Here is an 18,983-nt window from a genome sequence, read left to right as displayed (position 1 = left end):
ACGCCCGAGACCGGCGCAGGGTTGCGTTCGTTCTCGCACTAGTCTCGGGCACGTGAGCATCACCGTGCAGGTCATCGAGGCAGCTCGTCGCGCCAGGGTCGCGAGCCGCGACCTCGGGCTGGCCACCCGCGCGACCAAGGACGCCGCCCTCCACGCGATGGCGGCGGCGCTGCTGGACCGGACCGACGAGGTGCTCGCCGCCAACGCCGACGACGTCGCCCGCGCGGAGCAGGGGGGCACGCCGGCCAACATCATCGACCGGCTCCGCCTCACCGACGACCGGCTCGCGGGGATGGCGCAGGGCCTGCGCGAGGTCGCCGGGCTCGCCGACCCCGTCGGCGAGGTCGTGCGGGGGAGCGTGCTGGCCAACGGGCTGGAGCTCCGCCAGGTGCGGGTCCCGTTCGGCGTGGTGGGCATGATCTACGAGGCCCGGCCCAACGTCACCGCCGACGCCGCCGGCATCTGCCTGAAGTCCGGCAACGCGGTGCTGCTCCGCGGCAGCTCCAGCGCCCGCTCCAGCAACGCGGCCGTCGTCGCGGTGCTCCGCGACGCCGTGACCTCGGCCGGGCTCCCGGCCGACGTCGTCCAGCTCGTGCCCGGCGACACCCACGAGAGCGTCAAGGCACTGATGCGTGCCCGCGGCCACGTCGACGTCCTGATCCCGCGCGGCGGCGCCGGGCTGATCCGCTCGGTGGTCGAGGAGTCGACGGTGCCGGTCATCGAGACCGGCGTCGGCAACTGCCACGTCTACGTCGACGCGGCCGCCGACCTCGAGAAGGCGCTCGCGATCGTGCTCAACTCCAAGACGCACCGCACCAGCGTCTGCAACGCCGCCGAGTCCCTCCTCGTCCACGAGGCGGTCGCCGAGGCGTTCCTGCCCATGGTCGTCGCGGCGCTCCGGGAGCGTGAGGTGACCATCCACGGCGACGAGGCGTTCGCGGCGTACGACGGCGTGGTGCCCGCCACCGACGACGACTGGGCGGAGGAGTACCTCTCCCTCGACATCGCCGCCCGCGTCGTGCCCGACCTCGACGCCGCCCTCGAGCACCTGCGGCGCTGGTCGAGCCAGCACTCCGACGCGATCGTGACCGAGGACCAGTCCGCCGCGCGGCGGTTCGTCGCCGAGGTCGACTCCGCCGCGGTGCTCGTCAACGCGTCGACCCGGTTCACCGACGGCGGCGAGTTCGGGTTCGGCGCCGAGATCGGCATCAGCACCCAGAAGCTGCACGCCCGGGGGCCGATGGGCCTGCCGGAGATGACGTCGACGAAGTACGTCGTCGTCGGCGACGGCCACGTGCGCTGAGGGGCTGACGGACACCGACGCGCCCGCCGGTAGGTTTCGGCCCATGGCAGGCAGCCCGGAGCGGATCTACGCCGACCCCGCGACCGAGCGGCTCCTCACCGGCGCGACCGTCATCACGCTCGTGCGGACGGTCGCGACCCTGGCGCTCAGCCTCTGGGGCGCCTACGAGGAGAGCCTCGCCCTGCTCGTCGCCGGCCTCGTCACCTACTGGGTGGGCGACACGCTCGACGGCGAGTGGGCGCGGTGGTTCGACTGCGAGACCCGCATCGGCGGCGTCGTGGACATGATCTGCGACCGGCTCAGCTGCGGTGCGTTCTACATCGGGCTCGCCTGGCTCCAGCCCGCACCGCTGTTCGGCGACCAGCCGATGGAGCTCGTCGCGCTGCCGGTCGCCGTCTACCTCTTCGAGTTCATGGTCATCGACATGTTCCTGTCGCTGGCGTTCCTCGCCTGGCCGATCCGCAGCCCCAACTACTTCCACGTCGTCGACCGCCGGATCTACCTCTGGAACTGGTCCCGGCTCGGCAAGGCCGCCAACTCCGGCCTGTTCGCGGTGCTGCTCCTCGTGACCGGCTGGTGGTGGCTGGCGCTCCTCATCGCCGTCGCCCTGCTGGTCCTCAAGTGCGTCTCGCTGCGCTGGCTCCTCCAGCTCGGGCTCCCCGTCCCCGAACGGGCCCACACCGCATGATCCTGTGGCTGACGACGTTCGGCATCAGCATCGTGTCGGCGCTCGTGCCCTTCCTGCCCATCGAGTTCTACATCCTCGGCGCCGGCGCGTCCGAGCCCGGCGTCCCCGCCGCCGTGGCGCTCGGCATCGCCGCCGGCGCGGGCGCCACCGTCGGCAAGATCATCTGGTACGAGGTCGCCCGGCGCGGCGCCGGCTCCCGCTGGGCCCAGCGCCGGCTGTCCCAGCCCAAGATCAAGGCCGGCTACGACCGGTGGGTCGACCGCCTGCAGGGCCGGCCCTGGTTCGGCATCGGCGTCGTGTTCGTCGCCGCCTCCGCCGGCATCCCGCCCCTGCTCGTCGTGGCGGCCGTCGCCGGCGTCCTCCGGATGCCGCTGTGGGCCTTCGTCCCCACCGTCCTCGTCGGGAGGACGATCCGGTTCACGGCACTCTTCCTGGGCGTGGACGTAGCACTGCATTAGGCGCTCGCTCCGCTCGCGCGTGTCGCGCCGCCCTGGACGCCTTGCCTTCCCTCCCTCCGCTCGGTCGCTCGTTCCTCGCTCCCTCGCTCCAGTCAGTCCAGGCAAGGCGGGCGGCGCGACGGCTCGGGAGGGTGTGGGCCGAGCTGCGCGGCGTCGTTACTTGTGGCGCTCGGGGATGGGCTGGGCGCAGGCAGGGGTTGCAGCCGGCTTCGGTAGCATGCGGGCATGCAGATCAGCCAGACCGCCCTCGCCGTGATCCAGGCCGCCGAGGAGCACGGCGAGCCCGCCGTGAACCCGTGGTTCATCGGCGGCGGTGTGCTGCTGCTCCTCCTCCTGCTGCTGGTCGGCCTCGTCCTCTTCGGTGGCGGGCGCGACCACAGCTGACCCGTCGATGACCGCCGCGCGCCGGCCCCGGGTCGGGGTGATGGGCGGCACCTTCGACCCCATCCACCACGGCCACCTGGTCGCGGCGTCCGAGGCGCAGGGGTGGTTCGACCTCGACGAGGTCGTGTTCGTCCCGACCGGTGAGCCCTGGCAGAAGGTCGACCGCGTGGTCTCGCCGGCCGAGCACCGCTACCTGATGACCGTGATCGCCACGGCCGCCAACCCGCGGTTCCGGGTGAGCCGGGTCGACGTCGACCGGGACGGGCCGACGTACACCATCGACACGCTGCGCGACCTGCGGGCCGAGCTGCCCGACGCCGACCTGTTCTTCATCACGGGAGCCGACGCCCTCACCGACATCTTCAGCTGGCGCGACGCCGACGAGCTCTTCGAGCTCGCCCACTTCGTCGGTTGCACCCGGCCCGGCGCGGAGATGGACCCGGCCACGCTTTCGGCGATCCCGGCCGAGCGTGTCACGATGTTGGAGGTGCCGGCCCTCGCCATCTCCTCCACCGACTGCCGCCAGCGGCAGCGGGAGGGACAGCCGATCTGGTACCTCGTCCCCGACGGGGTCGTGCAGTACATCACCAAGCACCGGCTCTACCGCAACGGCGACCCCGACCCGAGGACCCACCTCACCGACCACCCCACCGACCACCCGATCGATCACGGAGCCCCATGAGCGCAACCGACCGCGCCGTCGAGCTGGTCCACACCGCGGCCCGCGCCGCCGCCGACAAGCTCGCCACCGACCTGCTCGCGTTCGACGTCAGCGAGCAGCTGGCGATCACCGACGCCTTCCTCCTCGCCTCCGGCGCCAACGACCGCCAGGTGAAGGCGATCGTCGACGAGGTCGAGGACAAGCTCCGCGAGATCGGCGCCAAGCCGGTGCGTCGCGAGGGCGAGCGCGACGGTCGCTGGGTGCTCATCGACTACGGCGAGATCGTGGTGCACGTCCAGCACGAGGAGGAGCGGCAGTTCTACGCCCTCGAGCGGCTGTGGCGCGACTGCCCGGTCATCGACCTCCCCGCCGACGTCGCCCGGTCCAACGGCACGACGGGCACCGGCGACCCGGCGTGAGCGAGCCCGCGGACGCGAGGCGCCTGGTGCTGCTGCGGCACGGCCGCACGGCGTGGAACGCGACCCGGCGGATCCAGGGCCAGGCCGACGCCGAGCTCGACGCCACCGGGATCGAGCAGGCCCGCCGGGTCGCACCCGCGATGGCGGCCCTCTCGCCGGTCGCACTGTGGTCGTCCGACCTGGTCCGCGCCCGGCGCACGGCCGAGGAGGTCGCGCGCGTCACCGGCCTGGAGCCGGCGTACGACGAGCGGTTGCGGGAGTTCTGCCTGGGGGAGCGGCAGGGCCTCACCCACGAGGAGTACGCCGGGCTCGACCCGGCCGAGTACGCGCGGTTCCGCGTCGGCGACTGGGACGACATCCCCGGCGCCGAGACCGCCGCCGAGGTGGCCGAGCGGTTCACCGCCGTCCTCAAGGAGGCCGCGGCCGGGCTGGACCAGGGACGGACCGCCGTGCTCGTGGCGCACGGCGCCGCGATCCGCACCGCGACCGTCCACTGGCTCGGCTGGCCCGCGGCGACCGCCCTCGACCTGCGGGCGCTGGGCAACTGCGCCTGGGTCGAGCTCGAGGAGCGTCCGGCCGGCACCTGGCGGCTGGCGGCGTACAACCGCACCGCGTGAGCCGCCGGCGGGGCCGATTTCGTGTTCGGTCCACCGGTTCGGTAAGGTTCTCCGCGTTGCCCAGGGCTCACGCAGTGGCCCGGGTCGACACCGCGGGGCTGTGGCGCAGCTGGTAGCGCATCTGCATGGCATGCAGAGGGTCAGGGGTTCGAGTCCCCTCAGCTCCACCGCACAGGACAGACCGGTCGCGGACCCGGGCCGACGGCTCGCGAAGGGAACCAGGGCTCGGATGGAGCTGGAGCTGCCCCCCGAGACCCGAGCGCTGCTCGAGGCCGTGGTGGCGATCGGGTCGGACCTCGACCTCCGCGGGGTGCTCCGACGGATCGTCGAGACGTCCTGCCGCGTGACCGGGGCCGCGTACGGCGTGCTCGGCACCGTGGATCCCCTCCGAGCCGTTCCCCAGGGACGGGTCCGGCGCGTTCATCGACCTCGTCGCCCACGGGTTCAGCGACGAGGAGATCGCGCGGATCGGGATGATGCCGGCCGGGCACGGCCTCATCGGCATGGTGCCGGAGCAGCGCACCGCGATGCGGGTCGACCGGGTCGCGGAGCACCCCGGCTCGGTGGGCTACCCGTCGGGGCACCCGCCCATCGAGCGGTTCCTCGGAGCGCCCGTGCTGGTGGGGGAGCAGGCGTTCGGCCACCTCTACCTGGGCAAGCCGGCGGGTGGGGAGCCGTTCACCGCGACCGACCAGGCGCTGGTCGAGGCGCTGGCCCGCGCCGCCGGCGTGATCATCGACAACGCGCGAGCCTACGAGGAGAGCGAGCGTCGCCGCGCCTGGATGGAGGGTGCGGTGCGGATCTCCGCCGCGCTCGCGCCGTCGCTCCAGGCCGACGTGGCGCTCGACGCGGTGGTCGACGAGGTGCGCACCCTGTCCGGCGCCCGCGCGGTGGCGCTGGTGCAGGGCGACGGCGAGCTGCTCGAGGTGGCCGCGTCCGCCGGCCCTGCCGAGCACGTGACGGGCGCGCTCAAGCGGCTCAACAGCGAGGTGCGGAGCGCGGCTGCGACCGGTGACGTGGTCGCGGTGCCGAGTGCGGACGGCCGCTCGACGATCATCGTGCCGATCCACACCGAGCTGGCGCCCGCGGGGTCCTCCTCATCGACCACACCACGCAGACCTGGGCGTCGCTGCGCGACCTCGAGCGCGACCTGCTCGGCGCGCTGGCCGACCACCTGGGCCTCACCCTCGACCGGGCGCAGGCGATCCGCGACCGGCACGAGCTGCTCGTGGCCAAGGACCGCGACCGGATCGCCCGCGACCTGCACGACCTGGTCATCCAACGGCTCTTCGCCACCGGCATGCAGCTGCAGGCCGCCCGGAGCAGCGCCGACCTGGACGGTCTGCGGGAGCGGGTCGACGAGGCGGTGGCCGAGCTCGACACCGCCATCGACGACCTGCGCGCGACGATCTTCGAGCTGGGACGGGGCGGCGGCCGGTCGCTGCACGAGGCGGTCCGCGCGCTCATCGGCGAGTACGCGCCGGTCCTGGGCTTCCTGCCGGTGCTGCGCACCACGGGGCCGGTCGACACGGCCCTGGCCCCCGAGGTGGCCGACGGGGTGCTGATGACGCTCCGCGAGGCGCTCTCCAACGTCGCGCGGCACGCGAGCGCCTCGTCGGCGAGCATCGACCTCGAGGCCTCGCCGGGACGGTTCACGCTGCGGCTGACCGACGACGGCTGCGGCTTCGACCCCGACACGGTGACGCGTGGGCAGGGCCTCGACAACGCGGCCCACCGCGCGGAGGCGCTCGGGGGCCGCGTCGACCTGACGAGCGCGCCCGGCGAGGGCACCCGGCTGACGTGGACGGTGCCGGCTCTCGGTTGACCGCTACGCGGGACCGGCCGGAGGCGACGAGCCGTGGTCGGCGACGTCGAGCACCTGCGTCGGTGCCGTGGGGTCCACCACCACGCCGGTGACCGGCTCGGTGACGTCGGCCCCGGGTGCGGCGCGGCCGAGCAGGACCGGGATCGACAGCCGCACGGCGCCCCACGCGGCGATGCAGACCGCGGTGACGACCAGCACCCGGGTCAGCGCCTCCTGCACCGTCAGCAAGCCCTGGGCCAGCCGCAGGTACGCCGGCGACGCCAGCACCCCGGCCACCACCAGCACCGGCCCGCTGAGCAGGCCCGGCAGGTCGGGTTCCCGGCCGCTCACGGAGCACCCACCGGCAGCGCCGCCCCCGTGCCGGCCGGCTGCACGACACCGACGGAGCTGACCGTGCGTGCCGCGGCCAGCTCGGTGTAGGCGAGCACCGGCGTCCGCTCGGCCGCGGGCCGCACGAAGCGGCGTACGGCTGCCCGCAGCTGTGGCGCGCACACGAGGACCGGGTGCAGGCCGAGGTCCTCGGCACCGGTCACCGTCCGGGTGAGCGTGAGCAGCACGTGCTGGGCGGTCTCGGGGTCGAGCACCAGGGTCGCGCCCTGCTCGGTCTGGCGCAGGCCCTCCAGCATCCGCTGCTCCAGCAGCGGGTCGAAGCTGATCGCGTGCAGGGTGCCGCCGTCGAGGTACGGCGCGGCGAGGGCCGGCTCGAGCGCGGCGCGGGCCGCCTCGACCAGGCCGTCCAGGTCCTTCGACACCGCCGCCCGCACCGAGAGCGACTCGAGGATGCGCACCAGGTCGCGGATCGGCACCCGTTCCTCCAGCAGGGCCCGCAGCACCCGCTGGACCTCGCCGAGCGACAGGTGGGCCGGGGTGAGCTCCTCCACCACGACGGGGTGGGTCTGCTTGACGATGTCGACGAGGAGCCGCACGTCCTCGCGGCCGAGCAGGTGCGCGGCGTGTTGCTGCACGACCTCGGCGAGGTGGGTGGTGACGACCGACGCGCGGTCGACCACCGTCGCGCCGCCGGCCTCGGCCTGGTGCCGGCTCTCGACGGGGATCCACTTCGCATCGAGGCCGAAGACCGGCTCCTTGGTCGGCCGGCCCGGCAGCGCGGAGATCACGTCGCCGATGGCGAGCGCGGTGCCGCGCGGGGCCTCACCGCGGGCCACCTCGACGCCGTACAACCGGATCGCGTAGGTCCCCATCGGCAGCTCCAGGCTGTCGCGGGTGCGGACCGGCGGGATGACGATGCCCAGCTCGCCGGCGACCTTGCGGCGCAGCGCCTTCACCCGGTCGAGGAGGTCGCCCCCCGGAACGGGTGTCGACGAGGTCGACCAGGTCGGCCGACAGCTCGAGGCCGAGCGGGTCGACCCGGATCTCCGAGACGAGCTGCTCGGCGGAGTCGGGCGCCGGGGCGTCGTCCGCGACCGACGGCGCGGCCGGGGCGGGCTCCTCGTCGACGATCCGGCTGGACGCGAGGAGCATGAGGCCGCCCGCGACCACGAACGGGATCTTCGGCAGGCCCGGGACCAGGCAGATGCCGAGCGCGCCGAAGCCGGCGACCCGCAGCGGGGTGCGGCGGGCGGTCACCTGGCGGAGCAGGTCGGAGCCCATGTCCTCCTCGGCGACCGACCTGGTCACCACCAGACCGGTGGCCACGGAGAGCAGGAGCGCCGGGATCTGGGAGACCAGGCCGTCGCCGACGGACAGCAGGGAGTAGGTGTTGACGGCCTCCCCGAACGGCATGCCGTGCTGGGCGACGCCGACGGCGAAGCCGCCGACCAGGTTGACGAGCGTGATGACGATCGCGGCGATGGCGTCGCCCTTGACGAACTTGGACGCGCCGTCCATCGCCCCGTGGAAGTCGGCCTCGGCGTGCACCTCCGCGCGCCGCCGACGAGCCTCGTCCTCGGTGATCAGGCCGGAGTTGAGGTCGGCGTCGATCGCCATCTGCTTGCCGGGCATCGCGTCGAGGGCGAACCGGGCGCCGACCTCGGCGACCCGGCCGGCGCCGTTGGTGATGACGACGAACTGGATGACGAGCAGGATCGCGAAGACGATCAGTCCCACGATGAGCGACCCGCCGACCACGAAGTGGCCGAAGGTGTCGATGACCTTGCCGGCGTAGCCGTCGAGCAGCACCAGCCGGGTCGCGCTGACGTTGAGCGCCAGCCGGAACAGCGTCATCACCAGGATGACCGAGGGGAAAGCGGCGAAGTCGAGGGGGCGGTGGATGAACATCGCCACCAGGAGCACCAGCAGCGCTCCGGTGATGTTGAGCGCGATGAGCAGGTCGAGGACGACCGGCGGCAGCGGCACGACCAGCATTACGACGATGAGCACGATGCCGACGGGGACGCCGAGCTTGGTCAGCTGGTTCACGGCGGGCAGGGCCTCTCCGGGGACGACGACGTGGCTGCCGTCCGTGGCACCGCGGGCGGCGCCGTCCTGGCGCCGGTCACTTCGGGTCATCGGCGGCCTGCGTCGCGACCTGAGGGGTTCGGCGGCACCTCGCCACGACCGTGCTCACGACGGTGCCGGCCGCGGCCCACGGCCGGGAGGTCCGCGTCGTCCCGCGGGGTCGCGTGGGCACCGGCGGCGCGGCCGCGGGTGCGCAGGCGGATCACGAAGGCGAGCACCTGCGCGACCGCCGCCCACAGCTCGGGTGGGATCTCCTGGCCGACGTCGCAGCTGCGGTAGAGCGCGCGGGCCAGCGGCACGTCGCGCACCATCGGCACCCGCTCCTCGGCCGCGCGGGTGCGGATCCGGTCGGCGACCACGCCGGCGCCCCGGGCGACGACGCGGGGCGCGCCGAGCTCCGGTTGGTAGCGCAGCGCGACCGCCACGTGTGTCGGGTTGACGAGCAGCACGTCGGCGTCGGCGACGTCCTGGATCATCCGGTTCCGCGACGCCGCCAGCTGCCGGGAACGGATCGCGCTCTTGACCAGGGGATCGCCCTCGGTCTGCTTGTGCTCCTGCTTGACCTCCGCGTGGCTCATCCGGACCTGCTTGCCGATCCGGCGGCGGATCACCGCGTAGTCGGCGCCCGCCATCACCACGCCGGCGACGGCGACGCTGGTCATCATCGAGGAGACCCGGCTGCCGACCTCGGTGAGCACCACCTCGATCGGCATCAGCCCACCCACGAGCGGCATCATCGCCCGCAGCGACAACCAGGCCAGGACCCCCACGACGGCCGACTTCAGCAACACCTTCACCCCTCCCACCACGCCTGCGGCCCGAAGATCCGCTTGGCGCCCTGGAACGGGTCGAGCTTCTTGGGGTTCGGCTTGGCCAGCTTGGGGGAGAGGACGAAGCCGCCCTGGGCGACGGTCGCGACCACGCTGACCACGAGCACCATCGAGCCGAGCACCGCCGACACCACGACCACGTGGATCCCGGCCTCCCGGAGCAGGGTGGTGGCGACCGCGACCGACGGGTCCTCCACCGCGCGGAGGTGGGCCGCCATCAGCGTGCGCACGGCGTCGACCTCGCGGTCGAGGAGCGGACCGAGGGCGAGCGCGACCACGAGCAGCCCGAGCCAGCCGCCGAGCTCCGGGGTGCGCGGGACCTGGCCGTCCTTGCGGGCCTGCTTGAGCCGCTTCGGTGTCGGCTTCTCGGTCTTCTCGCCGCTCATCAGAGGCCCGCCATGACGGCCATCGCCTCGTTGGCGAGCCCGACGACCCGCTCCAGGGCATCCGGGATCACCGGGAAGGAGAGGCCCAGCAGCATCAGCGTCAGGCCGACCTTGGCCGGGAACATCACCGTCAGCGCGTTGAGCTGGGGGGCGACCTTGGTGAGGAGTGCGAGACCGAGGTCGGCGATGAAGAGCACGGCGACCATCGGCAGCGCGATCTGGACCGACACGGTGAAGAACATCGAGAACGCCGTGGTCATGACGTCCGCCCAGCCGCCCAGGGCGGGCATCCCGGTCAGCGGGAGGTGCTCGAAGGTGCTGAGCAGGCCACCGATCACCAGCAGGTGGCCGCCGGAGACGAGCAGCAGGGCGACCGCGATCATCTGGTGGAACCGTCCGAACACCGAGTTCAGGTTCATGGCCAGCGGGTCCCAGGCGGAGGCCAGGGCGAACCCGCCGAACAGGTCGACCAGCGTGCCGGCGGCGGCCACCACCGAGAGCAGGAGCATGGTCACGAAGCCCATGCCGGCCCCGATCAGTGCCTGCGCGACGATCGCGAGCACCAGGTCGGGCGTCGTGACCGGGAGCGGCTGCTCCGCCAGGCCGGGCGCGACGGCCAGGGAGAGCCCCAGCGCGAGCACCACCTTGGCCATGGCCGGTACCCCGCGGCTGGCGAACGGCGGCACCAGCGCGAGCCAGGCGACGACCCGGATCGACGCCAGCAGCAGGGCGACGAGCGGCGCACCGGCGACGGAGAGGGTCACGACGGTGGTCAGCCGAGCAGCGCGGGCAGCGCGGCGAAGAGCTCGACGGTGAACTGCACCAGCGTGTGCAGCATCCAGTGCCCGCACAGGAGCAGCGCCGCACCGACGCCCAGCACCTTCGGGACGAACGAGAGCGTGAACTCCTGGATCTGCGTCATCGACTGGAACAGCGAGATCGCGAACCCGATGACGAGGGCCGAGAGCAGGATCGGCGCGGAGAGCTTGAGCGCCACCCACATGGTCTGCGAGGCGATCTCGATGATCGAGGTGTCGGTCATGCGGCAGCGCCTAGCCCACGCCGTACGACGCGACGACGGACTCGACGATCAGCGCCCAGCCGTCGACCATCACGAACAGCAGCAGCTTGAACGGGAGCGACACCATCACCGGCGGCATCATCATCATGCCGAGGCTCATCAGCGCCCCGCTCACGACGATGTCGATGACGAGGAACGGGATGAAGACGATGAAGCCGATGATGAACGCGTCCTTGAGCTCCGACAGGACGAACGCGGGGATCAGCGTCGTCGTGCCGACCTCCTCGCGGCTGGGCGGCAGCTCGCGGTCGGCGACGTTGGTGAGCAGCGCGAGCTCCTCGTCCCCCGTGTTGTGGAGCATGAACGTCCGCAGCGGCTCGAGGCCGGCGTCCCAGGCTTGTGCCGTGGAGAGGGTCCCGTCCAGGTAGGGCTGGAGGGCGACGTCGTTCATCTCCCCGAGGACCGGCGCCATGATGAAGAGGCTGAGGAAGAGCGCCAGGCCGGCGAGCACCTGGTTGTTGGGGATCTGCTGCAGACCGAGCGCGTTGCGGGTCAGGCCGAGCACCACGAGCACCTTGGTGAAGCTGGTGCAGGTGAGGAGGATGGCCGGGAGCAGGCTCAGCAGCGTCAGCGCCAGGATGAGCAGCAGGCTGGTGCTCGGCTTGTCGGTCAGGCCGCCGAGGTCGATCTCGACCGAGCCGCCTCCAGTCCCGCCCGGTCCACCGGGTCCGTCGGGTCCGTCCGGACCGCCCGGTCCCAGCGGGTCGGCGTGAGCCGGGCCGGCGCCGGCCACGAGCACGGTCACCACTATGGCCGACGCGGCCAGCAGCAGACCGGCCCGCGCGGCGTGCCGGCGCCACCGCCGGACGGAGCAGCCCCGGGTGCAGGGCGCGGTCATGACGTCAGCCGCTCCCCGCCCGCGCTGCCGGTCCGCCCGGCGACCGCCGCCACGGCCTGCTGCCAGGTGCGGGGGAGAGCACCGAGCCGTTGAGGGCCTGGGCGGGGGCGCGGTGTGAGCCGGCCGGCCGGGCGGCCGGCTCCTCCGCGGGCTCCTCGACGTCGAGCTCGGCCGGGTCGATCTCGGTGAGCAGCGAGACCTGCTGCTCGGTGGCGCCGAGAACGAGCACCCGCTCGCCGACGCGGACGACGACCACGCCGCTGCCGCGGGAGATCGACTGCCGGGCGAGGACGCGCACCGGCGACCCGGCACCGCCGCCGAGCCGCCGTGCGGTCAGTTTGGCGGCGACGAGTAGCAGCCCCACGACGAACGCGAGGGAGGCGACCAGCTGGAACCCGAGACCTGCCATGGCGGTGCCCCGGTCAGACCGCGGCAGCGGCGTCGAGGATCTCGGTGACCCGCAGGCCGAAGTCCTCGTCCACCACGACGACCTCGCCGCGGGCGATGAGGCGGCCGTTGACGAGCAGGTCCGCCGGGCTGCCGGCGGCGCGGTCGAGCTCGAGCACGGCTCCGGGGGCGAGCGCGAGGAGGTCGCGGACGGTCATCCGGGTGCGCCCGAGCTCGACGGTCACCTCCATGTCGACGCCGTGGAGCAGCTCCAGCCCGCGCGGAGCGGGCGCGAACGTGGGGACGAACGGCTCGGCGGGGCTCGGCGGCGTCGGCCTGCCCCGTCCCTCCGCCGTCTCCGTCGACGAGCGGCTCACGGGCGCCCGCCAGCGTGCTGTCGGCGACCAGCACCGCCGCCGCGATGCCGACGCCGATCAACGGCACCGTCGAGAACGGGCCACCGATGGCATCGGTGATGTCGAAGCCCTCGGCGGCGAGGTCGAGCGACTCGGCCGCGCGGGCGTGCCCGCCCACCCGGCGGGCGGCGGCGTCGAGGGCCGGCTGGCAGGCGGCCGCCACGTCGAGCCCGCCCAGCGGGCCGGCGGCGAGGGCGTCGGTGAGCTCGTGTCCGACGAGCACGACGACGCACCCGGGTACGCCGTCCAGCCGCGCGAGCGCGCCGCCCGAGAAGGCAGCGGTGACGTGGGGCGAGCCCGGCTGGGCCGGGCCGACGACCAGCTCGGCGCTGCTGGGCAGCACGTCGGCCACGGCCTGGGCGGCGTCGGCGGCGACGGTCGACGGGTCGGTCATGCGGTGGTCTCCTTGGGGGGTGTCGACGATGAGCGCCGCCAGCCGCTGCCCGCGGGAGCCGGGCGTGGCGTGCGCGAACGTGGTGCCGGCGACGGTGACGTCGAGCGGCGCGTCCGACGGGTGGCGCAGGGGCAGCACGTCACCGGGCTGCAGGGCGGCGAGGGCGGCCGGGTCGAGGGTGGTGGGCCGGAACCGGACGGCGACCTCGAGCGGCACCTCGACCAGCTGCTCGTGCAGCAGCTCGGCCGCGAGGGCACGCTGCGCCCGTTCGCGCTCGGAGACGGCGCCGGCGCCGCTGGCGTTGGCGAGGTGGGGGAGCAGGCCCGTGAACGGGAGGCAGATCGTCATCCGGTGGCCGCGGTCCCGGATGCGGAGGTCGAAGGCGACGACGACCATCACGTCCGACGCGCCGGCGACCTGCGCGAACTGCGGGCTGTACTCGGTGCCGGTGACCGTCGGGTCGAGCGCCACGAGCGCGGCGAGCGAGTAGCGCATCTCGCCGAGCAGCCGCTCGACGAGGCCGCCGATGACGCCGCTCTCGATCTCGGTCAGCGGCCGCAGCGGCTGGTCGTCCGCGCCGGGCCCGCCGAGCATGTGGTCGACGCACGACATCGTCGCGAGGAGCGGCACCTCGAGGACGCCGGTGCCCGGGATCGGCTCGGCCGCGAAGAGCGTCATGTACGTCGAGGCGTCGAGGCTGTCGACGTACTCCGCGTAGGTCCGTTGCTCGATGCCGACCAGGCTGACCGCGCACACCGTGCGCAGCGAGCTGGTGAAGACGGTCGTCGCCTGCCGGGCGAACCCGTCGAAGCCGAGCTGCAGCGTGCGCTGGTGCTCGCGGGAGAGCTGGATCGGACGCCGGAAGTCGTAGGGGGTCGGCTCGGTGCGGCCGGTGCGCCGGCGGGTGCGAGCGCGGTAGGGCACGGGGCCCGGCGTCCCCGCGGCGCCCGGCCGGGGGCGCGAGGAGGCGGCAGCGACGGTCACGGATGCCCCATCGTCGGAGGGCACGCCGACCTGAGCGGTTCGGGGCCGACCGGACGGTCGGTCCCGGATGGCCCGTCCGGGCCAGGCCGCCCTATCCGATCGGTCCTGTCCGATCGGTCAGGACGGCCCCTTGCTCACTCCGTGACGAACTCGGTGAAGTACACCCCCATCACGTCGCCGTCGTAGCCCCCGTCCAGGCGCTCCACGAGCCTGCTGCGCAACGCCTCGCGCCGGTTGCTGTTCGCGAGCTCGGCGGCCGTGCGGCCGCTGAAGACCTGGATCGCCGCGTCCAGCGCCAGGCTGCCGTCGACCTCGTGCGCCTCCGCGGTCAGCTGCAGGGAGATGCCGAGCCGCAGGTAGTGGCCCTCCGCGAGGTTGATCTGCACGGGGTCGAGCGGCACCACCGCGCCGGGCTCGGGGACCGGGGTCCGCGCGCAACGGCGCGAGGACGAGGAACCAGCCGGCGGCGGCGACCCCGAGCAGCGCGACCAGCAGGACCACCAGCGTCCGCCGGCGCGACCGGGGCGGCGCCTCCTCCTCGGGCGGGGCGGCGGTGGTGGTCACGACGTCTCCTCCTCGTGGGCGGCCGCGATCCGGGCACGGGTGGCAGCGGGTCCCTGGCTGAGCACCACCAGGTCCACGCGCTTGTTGATGCGCTGGGAACCGGGCCGGTCGGGGTCGACCAGCGGCCGGGTGTGGCCGTAGCCGGTGGCGCGGAGCCGGTCGGCAGGCAGCCCGTTGACCTCGTTGAGCCGTCGCAGCACGTGGACCGCGCGCGCCGCCGACAGCTCCCAGTCGGTGGGGAAGTAGCGCGGCCGCACCGGCTCCTGGTTGGTGTGGCCGTCGACCTGGATCGGCTCCGTGAGCTCAGCGAGCACCGGCGCGACCGCGTCGACGACCCGGCGGCCGCGGTCGGTCAGCCGCGCGACGTCTGGCTGGAACACCACGTGCCGCGACACCAGGCTGACGACCAGGCCCCGCTCGTCGATCGTCGTCCTCACGTCGCCGCGCAGGCCCGCGGCCCGCAGCGCGCGGTCGATCTTCCGCCGGACCGCCAGCAACCGCTCCACGTCGTCGGCGGCCCCGGCGTGGGCCCGCTGCTGGCGCAGCCGGTCCCTGTCGGCGACGTACTCGGCCACCAGCCGCTGCTCGGAGGTCGTCAGCTGCTCGAGCAGGCGGTCGTAGGTGGGAGCGGACGGCTCGGTCGGGCCCCGCTCGTCGAGCGTCGGGCTGGCGCCGTTGAGGATCGAGGTCGAGCGGCCGAAGCCGTCGGCGAGGGAGGACTTGAGGTCCTGGTACTTGCGCTCGTCCACGTTGGACATTGCGAACATGACGATGAAGAGCACCATCAGCAGCGTGACCATGTCGGCGTAGGTCACCAGCCACCGCTCGTCGGTGTGCTCCTCGTCCTGGTCGTCGCGTCGTCGGCGCGCCATCAGGCGGCCTCCTGGGTGGGCGTCGCCGGGAGCAGCGAGCGCAGCTTCTCCGCGACCAGCCGGGGGTTGGCACCCGCCTGGATCGCGGCGACGCCTTCGAGGGTGACCTCCATCCGGGCGCACTCCAGCTCCGACAGCCGCCGGAGGCGGTTGGCGATCGGCAGCCAGAGCACGTTGGCCGACAACACGCCCCACAGGGTGGCGACGAAGGCGCCGGCGATGAGGTGTCCGAGCTCGTCGGGCTGGGCGAGCTTCTCGAGCACGTGCACCAGCCCCATGACGGTGCCGACGATGCCGATGGTGGGCGCGTACCCGCCGGCGTCGCGGAAGAACTTCGCGGCCTGGCGGTCGGCTCGCTTCTTGGCGTCGATCTCCGCCTCGAGGATCTCCCGGACCTCCTCGGGGTCGGTGCCGTCGATCGCCATCGTCACGCCCTTGACGAGGAACGGGTCGTGGTCGGTGAGGGCGTCCTCGAGTGCGAGGAGCCCCTCCCGGCGCGCCTTGTCGGCGAGCTCGACCACTTGGGGGACGAGGTCGTCGACCGGTTCGGCGCCGCCCGTGAACGCCCGGCGGAGGCTGCGGAACGCGTCCTTGGCGTCGGCCATCGTGCCACCGGCGATCGTGATCAGCAGCGTCGTGCCGAACACCAGCAGCATCGGGGGGAGGAGGAGCAGGCTGGTCGGGGAGCCGCCCTCGAGGACGTTGGCGACGCAGATGACGACGAGCGCGAGTCCGATGCCGATCGCGGTTGCCGGGTCCTTCACGACTCCCCCTCCGCGGGTGCGAGGGCCGAGCGGCGTCACCGGTGTGACCGCCGCGAGGCGGGGGTCGCGACCGAGCGGGGTGCCCTGGCCGTCGAAGGCGGAGGCGGCGGCGATGATCGAGGCGCGATAGGCCACCACCTCGTCGCAGACCTCGGCGAGGGACTCCTCCACGACGTACTTCTTGCCGTCGACGAGCGTGATCACCGTGTCGGGCGTGCGGTCCACCCGCTCGATGAGGTCCACGTTGAGCAGGAACACCGACCCGGAGAGCCGGGTGAGCTCGATCATGTCCGCACCTCCGTGTGCGTCGACCCGCCGGCAGTCGCGCCGGCGGTCCTGGCTGTCGACGGGCCGTCCGTGGCCCGTCAGCACTGGTATCGGCAGCGGCGGCGTGCTCCTTAGCCCGGATCTCCCGTGGATCCTGCGCCGCCGCTGCCCAGGGTCAGCGCTTGATGTTGACGAGCTCGTCGAGCACCTGGTCGGAGGTGGTGATCACCCGCGCGCTCGCCTGGAACCCGCGCTGGGCGAGGATCAGGTTGGTGAACTCGGCCGACAGGTCGACGTTCGACATCTCCAGCGCGCCGGCCATCACCTGGCCGCGCTCGCCCTGCCCGGCCACCCCGAGGTCGGCGGCGCCGGAGTTGGCGGACTCGCGGTACATGGTGTCGCCGGTCTTCTCCAGCCCCATCGGGTTCGCGAAGTCGGCGATGGCGAGCTGGACGATGTCACGCTGCACGTCGTCGGAGAACACGCCGCGCAGCTTGCCGTCGGCGCCGATGGAGTACGACGTCAGCTCGACGCCCGGCGGCAGCCTGAGGCCCGCGGTGTCGAGGCTGACGTCGACGGGCCCGCCGACCGGGTCGCCGGCGGCGTCGAGCCGGAAGCCCTGGACCCGCATGCCGTTGGGGGCGCACAGCCGCCCGGACTCGTCGAAGGAGAAGGCGCCGGCGCGGGTGAAGAAGCTCTGCCCGCCGTCGCGGACGACGAAGAAGCCGTCGCCGGTGATCATCAGGTCGGTCATCCGTCCGGTGGTCTGCGGCGCGCCCTGGTTGAAGTTCGTGCTGGTCGCCGCGAGCTGCACGCCGAGGCCGACCTGGATCGGGTTGGTGCCGCCACGCCCCGCGTTCTGGCCGGACGACGCGGTCAGCATCTGGCTGAGGGTGTCGGAGAACACCGTGGTGCTGGCCTTGAACCCGGTGGTGTTGGCGTTGGCGATGTTGTTGCCGGTGACGTCGAGCATCGTCTGGTTGGTCCGCAGGCCACTGATGCCGGCGAAGAGCGAGCGCAACATGGGTTGTTCCTCTCGGTGGGGGGTGGGTGGGGCGGTCGTTCAGCCGGCCGCGGGAGCGGTCGGGTCGGTCGGGGCGGGGGAGTCGGAACCGCCCACGCCGAGCAGGCTGGTGATGGGGACGTCCTCGCCGTCCACGTCGAGCACCGGGCCGGTGGCCAGGAACGTCGTCCCGCGCACGGTCCCCGTGTGCTCCGCACCGGTCTCGTCGACCCACTGGACGGTCTTGCCCACCAGTGAGCCCGCGCCGAAGGCCAGCTGGGTCGACACCAGCATCGCCGTCTGGTCGGCGACCGCCTGCATCTTCTCCAAGGCGGTGAACTGGGCGGTCTGGGCGAGGAAGTCGGCGGAGTCGGTCGGGTTGAGCGGGTCCTGGTAGCGCAGCTGCGTGACCATCAGCTCCAGGAACAGCTGCTGGTCGCCCAGGCCTGCGCTCGCCTGGGGTGGCGGCGACCACGGGGTGGCGGTGACGCCCTCGGGGACGGGACGGACATGTGCTGCCTCCTCACACCAGCCGGTCGAGCCGGCCGGTCGTCGGGTGGGGGATCGGGGGGACCGGCGCCGCGCGTCGCGGTGTCCCGGCGGGATCGGTGGCGCCAGGGGCCCTGGCGGCGCCGTCGTCGGCGCCGCCAGCGGTGCCGGGACGGCGGTCGTGGTCGTGGCCGCCGGGCCCGCCGCCGTCGTGGCGGGCGGCGGTGCCGTCGTCGCGCGGGCCGGGGTGGCCGTCCGGAGCGGGTGCGGGTGCGTCGCGCACGACGACGCGGGCCTCGACCGCTCCCGCCTGCTCGAGCAGCCGGCGCAGCTCCGGCGCGCCCTGGAGGAGGGCGGTCGTGGCCTGCTCGCCCGCCAGGCTGACGTGGACGCTCCCGTCCCGGACGACGAGCGTCACGCGCACCTCACCGAGGTGCGCGGGTTGCAGCGTCACCGTGAGCCGGTGCGTCCCCCTCGCGTCCGGTCGAGATCCGGGTGACCTCGGGGAACAGCTGCCGTGCCACGGCCTCCGGGGTGCCCGGCTCGGGCGGTGGCACGCCCGGCGTGACCGGGCCGGCCGGCGTGACCGGGCCGGCCGGCGCGACCGGGGCGGCTGTCGTGGCTGCCGGACCACCGGGGGCCGGTGGACCCTGGTCGGGCGGGACGGCGACCGGTGCTGCCGGCGACGCCGGGTCCGCTGCGGCGGCCGGGACGGCCGGGGTGGTGTCCACCGGGAGGGTGGCCGCGGCTGCCGTGACCGCGGCTGGTGCGGCCAGCGGCCGACCGGCCGGCGGCGCGGCGGCACGGGCGTCGTCCGGCCCGGCGACGGCAGCCCCGGTCGCGGTCCCGACGTCGAGCGGCGCGCCGAGGGGGGATGTCGGCTGGTGCGGCGAGCGCGGCTCCGGCGGCCGCGACCGGGTCGGCCGGCGGGAGGA

23 protein-coding genes, 1 tRNA gene and 2 pseudogenes are annotated in these 18,983 nt (G+C 73.6%); 9 read left to right on the top strand and 17 right to left on the bottom strand.

Annotated features, from left to right (window positions below; genetic code table 11):
* Nucleotides 1-52: 52 nt before the first annotated feature.
* From MF408_RS01050 to MF408_RS01015, 8 genes are all read left to right on the top strand, one after another.
* Nucleotides 53-1,303, top strand: coding sequence for a glutamate-5-semialdehyde dehydrogenase (locus MF408_RS01050; RefSeq protein ID WP_240249918.1), 1,251 nt, complete (start codon nt 53-55; stop codon nt 1,301-1,303).
* A gap of 43 nt (nt 1,304-1,346) precedes the next feature.
* The gene (locus MF408_RS01045; RefSeq protein ID WP_240249917.1) at nt 1,347-1,991 is read left to right on the top strand and encodes a CDP-alcohol phosphatidyltransferase family protein; all 645 of its coding nucleotides are present in this window, start codon (nt 1,347-1,349) and stop codon (nt 1,989-1,991) included.
* Nucleotides 1,988-2,449 (top strand): VTT domain-containing protein, encoded by a 462-nt coding sequence (locus MF408_RS01040; protein WP_240249916.1) that lies wholly within the window; start codon nt 1,988-1,990, stop codon nt 2,447-2,449. The genes MF408_RS01045 and MF408_RS01040 overlap by 4 nt, the downstream gene beginning before the upstream one ends.
* Before the next feature lie 225 nt (nt 2,450-2,674).
* Nucleotides 2,675-2,833 (top strand): hypothetical protein, encoded by a 159-nt coding sequence (locus MF408_RS01035; protein ID WP_240249915.1) that lies wholly within the window; start codon nt 2,675-2,677, stop codon nt 2,831-2,833.
* A 7-nt stretch (nt 2,834-2,840) separates the two neighbouring features.
* A complete protein-coding gene (nadD, locus tag MF408_RS01030; RefSeq protein WP_275693311.1) occupies nt 2,841-3,515 on the top strand; it encodes a nicotinate-nucleotide adenylyltransferase in 675 nt (224 codons plus the stop codon).
* Entirely contained in the window at nt 3,512-3,913 is a 402-nt protein-coding gene (gene rsfS, locus MF408_RS01025) for a ribosome silencing factor (protein WP_240249914.1), read from the top strand. Before nadD ends, rsfS begins: the two co-directional genes overlap by 4 nt.
* On the top strand, nt 3,910-4,530 hold the full coding sequence (locus MF408_RS01020; protein ID WP_240249913.1) for a histidine phosphatase family protein: 621 nt from the start codon (nt 3,910-3,912) through the stop codon (nt 4,528-4,530). The genes rsfS and MF408_RS01020 overlap by 4 nt, the downstream gene beginning before the upstream one ends.
* Nucleotides 4,531-4,624: 94 nt before the next feature.
* Nucleotides 4,625-4,697 (top strand) — tRNA-Ala (locus tag MF408_RS01015).
* Between the two features lie 584 nt (nt 4,698-5,281).
* Here the strand turns inward: MF408_RS01015 and MF408_RS01010 are convergent.
* On the bottom strand, nt 5,282-5,749 hold the full coding sequence (locus MF408_RS01010) for a hypothetical protein (RefSeq protein ID WP_240249912.1): 468 nt from the start codon (nt 5,747-5,749) through the stop codon (nt 5,282-5,284).
* A 9-nt stretch (nt 5,750-5,758) separates the two neighbouring features.
* On the opposite strand from MF408_RS01010, the gene MF408_RS01005 reads away from it, so the two are divergent.
* Entirely contained in the window at nt 5,759-6,355 is a 597-nt protein-coding gene (locus MF408_RS01005; protein WP_240249911.1) for a sensor histidine kinase, read from the top strand.
* A gap of 3 nt (nt 6,356-6,358) precedes the next feature.
* Here MF408_RS01005 and MF408_RS01000 read toward each other — a convergent pair whose 3' ends face one another.
* The 16 genes and pseudogenes from MF408_RS01000 to MF408_RS00930 form a co-directional block, all read right to left on the bottom strand.
* Complete coding sequence (locus MF408_RS01000; RefSeq protein WP_240249910.1) at nt 6,359-6,685, bottom strand: hypothetical protein; 327 nt, start codon at nt 6,683-6,685, stop codon at nt 6,359-6,361.
* Nucleotides 6,682-7,602, bottom strand: coding sequence for an FHIPEP family type III secretion protein (locus tag MF408_RS24705; RefSeq protein ID WP_275693420.1), 921 nt, complete (start codon nt 7,600-7,602; stop codon nt 6,682-6,684). The genes MF408_RS01000 and MF408_RS24705 overlap by 4 nt, the downstream gene beginning before the upstream one ends.
* The gene (locus tag MF408_RS24700) at nt 7,508-8,824 is read right to left on the bottom strand and encodes a flagellar biosynthesis protein FlhA (protein ID WP_275693310.1); all 1,317 of its coding nucleotides are present in this window, start codon (nt 8,822-8,824) and stop codon (nt 7,508-7,510) included. The genes MF408_RS24705 and MF408_RS24700 overlap by 95 nt, the downstream gene beginning before the upstream one ends.
* Nucleotides 8,821-9,989 (bottom strand): annotated as a pseudogene (locus MF408_RS00990) (EscU/YscU/HrcU family type III secretion system export apparatus switch protein). Before MF408_RS00990 ends, MF408_RS24700 begins: the two are co-directional and overlap by 4 nt.
* Nucleotides 9,989-10,753 (bottom strand): flagellar biosynthetic protein FliR, encoded by a 765-nt coding sequence (locus MF408_RS00985; protein ID WP_240249909.1) that lies wholly within the window; start codon nt 10,751-10,753, stop codon nt 9,989-9,991. Before MF408_RS00985 ends, MF408_RS00990 begins: the two are co-directional and overlap by 1 nt.
* 8 nt (nt 10,754-10,761) lie before the next feature.
* Complete coding sequence (gene fliQ, locus MF408_RS00980) at nt 10,762-11,031, bottom strand: flagellar biosynthesis protein FliQ (RefSeq protein ID WP_240249908.1); 270 nt, start codon at nt 11,029-11,031, stop codon at nt 10,762-10,764.
* A 10-nt stretch (nt 11,032-11,041) separates the two neighbouring features.
* Nucleotides 11,042-11,908: a flagellar type III secretion system pore protein FliP gene (gene fliP, locus MF408_RS00975; RefSeq protein ID WP_240249907.1), complete on the bottom strand. Its 867-nt coding sequence runs from the start codon at nt 11,906-11,908 to the stop codon at nt 11,042-11,044.
* 4 nt (nt 11,909-11,912) lie between these two features.
* Nucleotides 11,913-12,272, bottom strand: coding sequence for a flagellar biosynthetic protein FliO (locus tag MF408_RS00970; protein ID WP_240249906.1), 360 nt, complete (start codon nt 12,270-12,272; stop codon nt 11,913-11,915).
* A 58-nt stretch (nt 12,273-12,330) separates the two neighbouring features.
* Complete coding sequence (locus tag MF408_RS00965) at nt 12,331-12,513, bottom strand: FliM/FliN family flagellar motor switch protein (RefSeq protein WP_240251572.1); 183 nt, start codon at nt 12,511-12,513, stop codon at nt 12,331-12,333.
* Nucleotides 12,514-13,138: 625 nt separating this feature from the next.
* Nucleotides 13,139-14,029: pseudogene (locus MF408_RS00960) on the bottom strand (flagellar motor switch protein FliM); the annotation flags it as partial.
* Nucleotides 14,030-14,223: 194 nt separating this feature from the next.
* Nucleotides 14,224-14,493 carry a flagellar basal body-associated FliL family protein gene (locus MF408_RS00955; protein ID WP_240249905.1) on the bottom strand — a complete coding sequence of 90 codons (270 nt, stop codon included), beginning with the start codon at nt 14,491-14,493 and terminating at the stop codon, nt 14,224-14,226.
* A gap of 156 nt (nt 14,494-14,649) precedes the next feature.
* Entirely contained in the window at nt 14,650-15,525 is an 876-nt protein-coding gene (locus tag MF408_RS00950; protein ID WP_240249904.1) for a flagellar motor protein MotB, read from the bottom strand.
* Complete coding sequence (locus tag MF408_RS00945) at nt 15,525-16,577, bottom strand: flagellar FlbD family protein (protein ID WP_240249903.1); 1,053 nt, start codon at nt 16,575-16,577, stop codon at nt 15,525-15,527. Before MF408_RS00945 ends, MF408_RS00950 begins: the two co-directional genes overlap by 1 nt.
* Nucleotides 16,578-16,731: 154 nt before the next feature.
* Nucleotides 16,732-17,580, bottom strand: a complete 849-nt coding sequence (locus MF408_RS00940) for a flagellar hook-basal body complex protein (protein WP_240249902.1) — start codon at nt 17,578-17,580, stop codon at nt 16,732-16,734.
* 39 nt (nt 17,581-17,619) lie between these two features.
* The gene (locus tag MF408_RS00935; protein WP_275693419.1) at nt 17,620-18,003 is read right to left on the bottom strand and encodes a flagellar hook capping FlgD N-terminal domain-containing protein; all 384 of its coding nucleotides are present in this window, start codon (nt 18,001-18,003) and stop codon (nt 17,620-17,622) included.
* Nucleotides 18,004-18,082: 79 nt separating this feature from the next.
* A complete protein-coding gene (locus tag MF408_RS00930) occupies nt 18,083-18,682 on the bottom strand; it encodes a flagellar hook-length control protein FliK (RefSeq protein ID WP_275693309.1) in 600 nt (199 codons plus the stop codon).
* Between the last annotated feature and the right edge of the window lie 301 nt (nt 18,683-18,983).

Origin of the sequence: Nocardioides sp. TF02-7 (assembly GCF_022437945.1) — a bacterium.
Classification (GTDB): domain Bacteria; phylum Actinomycetota; class Actinomycetes; order Propionibacteriales; family Nocardioidaceae; genus Nocardioides.
The sequence above is the reverse complement of the archived record's forward strand: the minus strand, read 5'-3'. Positions and strand labels throughout refer to the sequence as shown.